This window comes from Bifidobacterium sp. POST2/T3 (B1), assembly GCF_058197115.1.
The window spans coordinates 1-4399 of record NZ_JBVPQK010000226.1 but is presented as its reverse complement, the minus strand read 5'-3'; the positions used below and the strand labels follow the sequence as shown (position 1 = coordinate 4399).

Genomic DNA, 4399 nt, shown 5'->3' with positions numbered 1-4399 from the left:
TGTTGCAGTCGGCCCTGGACGACCAACGTGCCGACAAGGAGTGCTAATTGGCCGACGACATGCAGGAATTCTTCCAGGACAAGGTCCAGTGGGTTGCCGATGGGCAGGCCCCGGTTTCCGCCATGCCGCCGCGTCCTCCTCGTTCACGCCGTGAGATGCGCCGTCGGCGCGAAAGGCGCAAGCATCGCAAGCAGATCATGTGCATCATCATCGCCCTTGCGGTCGTGCTGGCCACCTCCTGCGTGGTGATTCTGGTAGGTGGGCTGCGCCATGGCGCCCCCCGGATCGTAGCCACCAAGGAGGTCGCCCCCGACTATCCAGGCCCGGGCGGACAGCCCCTGGAGTTCACGGTCGAGAGCGGCCAGGGGGCTGATCAGGTGGGCGCCAATCTGGTCAAGGCGGGGGTGGTCAAGTCCACGGCTGCCTTCCTGCACGCCATAACCAGCACCCAGTCCGAATCAAGGCTCCTGCCTGGTACTTTCGATCTGCGTCTGCGGATGAAGGCCTCAGATGTGGTGGCCATTTTGACTGACCGGAGCAAGGCCGGAGGCTTCCTGCAGGTGAGGGCCGGCGAGCGGGTCCGCGATGTGGTTGCCCGGGCTGCCCAGCTTTCCGGGGTTCCGCAGAGCGAATTCGACGCTCTGATCCAGGCCAAGGGCGAGGACATCCTGCCCCAGGAGGCGCAGGGTAACTTCGAGGGTTGGCTGCAGCCTGGTGAGTACGACGTGCGCAAGGCCGGGTCGGCCAAGGCCATCCTGGGCAACCTGGTCTCCAAGCGGATTGAGCACCTGGACCAGTTGGGCGTTCCCGGAGGCCAGGATCGGCAGACCATACTGAACACGGCCTCCATCACCGAGGCCGAGGTCAACAAGTCGGAATACTACAGCAAGGTGGCCAGGGTCATCGAAAACCGATTGGCCAAGGGAATGCCCCTGGGCATGGACAGCACCGTGGCCTACTCCAACAATGTCTCGGCCTTGAAGCTGACCGATGCCATGCTGAAGAATGCCAACGACCCCTACAACACCAGGATCCACCAGGGTCTGCCACCAGGCCCCATCGGTAGCCCTGGGGACGAGGCCATCCAGGCGGTCATGCATCCTGAGTCGGGCGACTGGCTCTATTTCGTGACCGTCAACATGGACACGGGAGAGACCAGGTTCAGCGACAACCCTGATCAGTTCAACCGCGATGTCAAGGAGTACAAGGCCTGGGAGTCCAAGCACAACCAGCAGAGCCAGTAGTGCCTTTTCCCTGGAACTCAGTTGCCGGTCCTAGATGGCATCAATGATCAGGGTCACCACCGCTGCGACGAGGATGACCGGGACGTAGGCCAGTGAGAGAGGGTTGTTCGTTCTGTCGGGTCTACGTCGACGAGCCAACCAGACCAGAGCGAGTGCAACCAGTCCCAGCAGGCCCATCATCAGCCACCAGATGAGGATGGCTGTCCACCCCAGAACTGATAGACTCAGGGCGACCAGACCCGTAGCAGTCACGTCGCCCAGTCCCAGCGCGCCGGGTCGGACCAGGGCCAGCAGAAACTGAAGGCCTGCAGAGGCCAGAGTCAGCAACAGGCACTGCGCGAGTAGCATCGGCCGGGCCTGGATCAGGGAAAAGACCAGAAGCGTTATGGTCTGCAACGCCAGTCCCAAGAGCACCAAAAGACGCGGGACTCGCCGGGAGCGGATGTCGATCAGGGCCAGGAGGAGCGCAGTCAGCAGTCCCGGCGCTGGGATGAGGTAGACCATCTTCTAAGATAATCATACGTAGCCCTAACCTGGCAAACGAGGAACGAACGAGGAGCTTGAATATGTTGCGCTGGCAGACGGCAGGGGAATCCCATGGAGAGGCCCTGGTGGCCATGATGGAGGGTCTGCCCGCCGGGGTTGCCGTGTCCACCAAGGACATCGAATCGGCCCTGGCCCGTCGTCGGCTGGGCTACGGCCGTGGGGCCAGAATGGGCTTTGAGCAGGACAAGGTTAGGCTGTTGACCGGAGTCAGGCATGGACGGACGCTAGGTTCACCGGTGGCCATCGAGATCGGCAACACGGAGTGGCCCAAGTGGGAGCGGATCATGAGCGTGGATGAACTGCCCGCCGATCAAGAGCCGCCGGCGACTGGTCGCAATGCCCCCCTGACCAGGCCCAGACCCGGCCACGCTGATCTGACCGGCATGCGTAAGTATGGGTTTACGGATGCGCGTCCGGTCCTGGAACGCTCCTCTGCCAGGGAGACTGCCTCCAGGGTAGCCTTGGGATCGGTGGCTGCCGACTTCCTGCAGCAGGCTCTGGGCATACGGACCGTTTCCCATGTCATCTCCATAGCCGGGGTCGGCCTGGAGGGGCATGAGGTCACGCCCGGCCCTGAAGACGGGCCCGCTCTGGATGCCTCGCCGGTCAGGACACTGGACAAGGACGCTGAGAAACGGATGATGGCCAGAATCGACCTGATCAAGAAGGACGGCGACACCGCCGGCGGGGTCTTCGAGGTCATCGCTTATGGCGTGCCTGCAGGCCTGGGCACCTATGTGGAGGACGACCGGCGTCTGGATGCGGCCCTGGCCGCCGCCTTCATGGGCATTCAGGCCATCAAGGGCGTGGAGATCGGCGACGGATTCAGGGAGGCTGATCGCCCTGGTTCACAGGCCCATGACGAGATGGAGCCCGGTCCGGACGGCACGATCCGCAGGCTCAGCAACCACGCAGGCGGGCTGGAGGGCGGCACCTCCAACGGCCAGCCCATCAGGGTGAGGGCCGCCATGAAGCCCATCTCCTCGGTGCCGCGGGCCCTGCGCACGGTGGATGTGGCCACCGGCCAGCCTGCCCAGGCCATCCATCAGCGTTCCGATGTGACCGCCGTGCCTGCCGCCGCAGTGATCGGCGAAGCCATGATGAACCTGACCCTGGCCCAATTCGCTTTGGAGAAGTTCGGTGGCGACTCGCTCGAGGAGGTTCGGCGCAACGCCCAGGCCTACCTCCAGTCCTGGCCCGAGCATCTGCGGTGAGGGGCGGTCTTGCATGATTGAAAGCAGCAGTATGCCCAAGGCCGTCGTCATCGGCATGCCCGGCGCGGGCAAGACCCGTCTGGGCAGGGAGACGGCCGCCCTGATCAAGGCGCCCTTCCGGGATACGGACCAGTGCATCGAGGAAGAAGCGGGTCGGTCGGTCAGTGAGATCTTCGACACTCAGGGCGAGCAGGCTTTCCGTGACATGGAGACCCGGGCGGTCCTGGACCTCCTGAAGGATTTCCCCGGCGGCATCCTGTCCCTAGGTGGAGGCGCACCCATGAGTACCGGTGTCTTCCAGGCGCTCCAGGACTATCGGCGGGCAGGCGGTGCTGTGGTCTACCTGCAGATCGACCCCGAGGAGGGCGTAAGCCGGGCGGCTCGCTCGGATCACCGCCCCCTTCTTCGCGGCGGCGCATCGGAGCGCTGGATGGCTCTCTATCGCGAGCGCCGCAGCGTCTACCAGGAGCTGGCCACCATCACCCTCAAATCCAGGAACACCACCCCCCGGGCCCTGGCCAGACGGCTGGCCGATGCCCTGACTGAGCGGGTGGTTCACGTCAGCGGTCCCGACCCCTACGATGTGAGGATCGGCGCCGGGGTGACCGGGCGACTGCATGAGCTGCTTGGCGACCAGACCATGCGTGTGGCCCTGATTCACACCCAGCCGGTCCAGCGCCATTCCGACCATGCCCGGGCCCTGCTTCGCCAGGCCGGGTATCAGGTGGTGGATCTGACCATTCCCGACGCGGAGGCCGGCAAGACCATCCAGGTCAGCCAGGGCATCTGGGAGCGCCTGGCCACCGAGGGCTTCACCCGTTCCGACGCGGTTGTGGGACTGGGCGGGGGAGCGGCCACAGACCAGGCCGGGTTCATCGCCGCCACCTGGATGCGCGGCATTCGCTATGTGAACTGCCCCACCTCCCTGCTGGCCATGGTCGATGCCTCCACCGGCGGCAAAACCGGCATCAACCTCGAGCAGGGCAAGAATCTGGTCGGCAGCTTCTATACCCCTGCCGGCGTCCTGGCTGACCTGCGGACCCTGCGAACCCTGCCCAATGAGATCTTTGTAGAGGGCCTGGGCGAGGTGGCCAAGTCCGGATTCATCATGGACGGCGGCATCCTGCGTGAGCTGGAGGAGCGGGCCGAGTCCCTGCGCGCCTTCGACGGACGGGAGTCCGACCAGTGGTTGGGCACGGTTGTCCAGGAACTGATCGAACGTACCGTAGAGGTCAAGGCCCGGCACGTCTCAGTGGACCTCAAGGAATCCGGCTTGCGGGAATTCCTCAACTATGGTCACACCCTTGGCCACGCCATTGAGAAGATCGAACACTTCACCTGGCGGCATGGTCAGGCCGTGTCCGTGGGCATGGTCTTCGCAGCCGAGCTGGCCAG

Annotated in this window: 4 protein-coding genes; 3 read left to right on the top strand and 1 reads right to left on the bottom strand. The window is 64.4% G+C overall.

Annotation, left to right across the window (positions count from 1 at the left end; genetic code table 11):
- Positions 1 to 47: 47 nt before the first annotated feature.
- Positions 48 to 1244 (top strand): endolytic transglycosylase MltG, encoded by a 1197-nt coding sequence (mltG, locus tag AC0AP0_RS09495; RefSeq protein WP_490430285.1) that lies wholly within the window; start codon positions 48 to 50, stop codon positions 1242 to 1244.
- A gap of 30 nt (positions 1245 to 1274) precedes the next feature.
- Here mltG and AC0AP0_RS09490 read toward each other — a convergent pair whose 3' ends face one another.
- The gene (locus tag AC0AP0_RS09490) at positions 1275 to 1748 is read right to left on the bottom strand and encodes a hypothetical protein (protein WP_490430284.1); all 474 of its coding nucleotides are present in this window, start codon (positions 1746 to 1748) and stop codon (positions 1275 to 1277) included.
- Between the two features lie 62 nt (positions 1749 to 1810).
- On the opposite strand from AC0AP0_RS09490, the gene aroC reads away from it, so the two are divergent.
- On the top strand, positions 1811 to 3004 hold the full coding sequence (aroC, locus tag AC0AP0_RS09485) for a chorismate synthase (protein WP_490430283.1): 1194 nt from the start codon (positions 1811 to 1813) through the stop codon (positions 3002 to 3004).
- Positions 3005 to 3017: 13 nt separating this feature from the next.
- Positions 3018 to 4399: bifunctional shikimate kinase/3-dehydroquinate synthase (locus AC0AP0_RS09480; RefSeq protein WP_490430282.1), on the top strand; the 1382-nt coding region annotated here is incomplete at its 3' end.